The organism is Streptomyces sp. CO7 (assembly GCF_053474865.1).
Window position 1 is genome coordinate 52844 of record NZ_JBRIOU010000005.1, and the last position, 1762, is coordinate 54605.

Consider the following 1762-nt stretch of genomic DNA (forward strand, 5'->3'; position numbering starts at 1 on the left):
CTCCCTGACGGCCGCGGGGGCGACGCCGGCCAGGACGCCCGCCGGGCGCGGGCCGTCCCGCGCCCAGGGGTGTGGCCCTGGCCGCCGGACGGAGCCGTTACGCTGGAGGGCGTGGCAGTCGTCGATGTATCCGAAGAGCTGAAGTCCCTCTCCTCGACCATGGAGTCGATCGAGGCCGTCCTGGACCTCGACAAGCTGAGGGCAGACATCGCCGTGCTCGAGGAGCAGGCGGCCGCGCCCTCCCTCTGGGACAACCCGGACGAGGCGCAGAAGATCACCAGCAAGCTGTCGCACCTCCAGGCCGAGGTCCGCAAGGCCGAGGCGCTGCGCGGCCGGATCGACGACCTCGGCGTCCTCTTCGAGATGGCCGAGGAGGAGGACGACCCGGACACCAAGGCGGAGGCCGAGACCGAGCTGGTCGCGGTGCGGAAGGCGCTCGACGAGCTGGAGGTCCGCACCCTCCTCTCCGGCGAGTACGACTCCCGTGAGGCGCTGGTCAACATCCGTGCCGAGGCCGGCGGCGTCGACGCCGCGGACTTCGCCGAGCAGCTCCAGCGCATGTACCTGCGCTGGGCCGAGCGTCACGGCTACAAGACGGAGGTCTACGAGACCTCCTACGCGGAGGAGGCCGGCATCAAGTCGACCACCTTCGCCGTCCAGGTCCCGTACGCCTACGGCACCCTCTCCGTCGAGCAGGGCACCCACCGTCTGGTGCGCATCTCCCCGTTCGACAACCAGGGCCGCCGCCAGACCTCCTTCGCGGGTGTCGAGGTGCTGCCGGTCGTCGAGCAGACGGACCACATCGAGATCGACGAGTCCGAGCTCCGCGTGGACGTCTACCGCTCCTCCGGCCCCGGCGGCCAGGGCGTCAACACGACCGACTCCGCGGTCCGCCTGACCCACATCCCGACCGGCATCGTCGTCTCCTGTCAGAACGAGCGGTCGCAGATCCAGAACAAGGCGACGGCGATGAACGTCCTCCAGGCCAAGCTGCTCGAGCGGCGCCGCCAGGAGGAGCAGGCCAAGATGAACGCCCTGAAGGGCGACGGCGGCAACAGCTGGGGCAACCAGATGCGGTCCTACGTCCTGCACCCGTACCAGATGGTCAAGGACCTCCGGACGGAGTTCGAGGTCGGCAACCCGCAGGGTGTTCTGGACGGCGAGATCGACGGATTCATCGAGGCGGGCATCCGCTGGCGCAAGCAGCAGGAGAAGTAGCCGCCGGTCACACCCCACTTTTCAGCCAACTGCCGCCTTTAGGGCGGCAGTTGTCGTTTTGTGTATGTGACGTGAAGCAACTTGACGATGCTTTGGTTTGTCGGAAGGGTTAGATCGGCATGCGTGTGACCGGGGGCGCATGTGAACCGGGGGGCCGGCGAAGGCGCCCCCGTCGATCACCGCCCCCGGGACGCGGCCTACCTGACGACAGCTACTGGGGGTAGCAAGCACATGACGAAGAGAACACGGGTCCGCCTCGCGCGGATCACCGCCGGTGTGGTGATAGCGGCCGGCGCGTCGCTCACCGCGGCGGGTGCGGCGTCGGCGTTCGAGACCGGCGGCAACGACGGCGGGGTCACCGCGCAGGAGACCGACGGCGGCACGTCCGAAGGCGGCGACAACGGCGGTGGCGGTGAGGACGGCGGCGCCACGATCGACGGTGTCATCGCGGGTGGCGACGGCGGCCTGATCGCCGGCGGCGACGGCGGTGGCGATGTCGGCGGTGGTGACGTCGGTGGCGGTGACGTCGGCGGTGGCGACGCTG

1 protein-coding gene and 1 pseudogene are annotated in these 1762 nt (G+C 69.6%); both read left to right on the plus strand.

The window, feature by feature from the left end; all coding sequences use genetic code 11:
* The first annotated feature begins 111 nt into the window (after positions 1–111).
* Positions 112–1218: a peptide chain release factor 2 gene (gene prfB / locus ACOV8S_RS18530; protein ID WP_351117696.1), complete on the plus strand. Its 1107-nt coding sequence runs from the start codon at positions 112–114 to the stop codon at positions 1216–1218.
* A 231-nt stretch (positions 1219–1449) separates the two neighbouring features.
* Positions 1450–1762: pseudogene (locus ACOV8S_RS18535) on the plus strand (hypothetical protein); the annotation flags it as partial.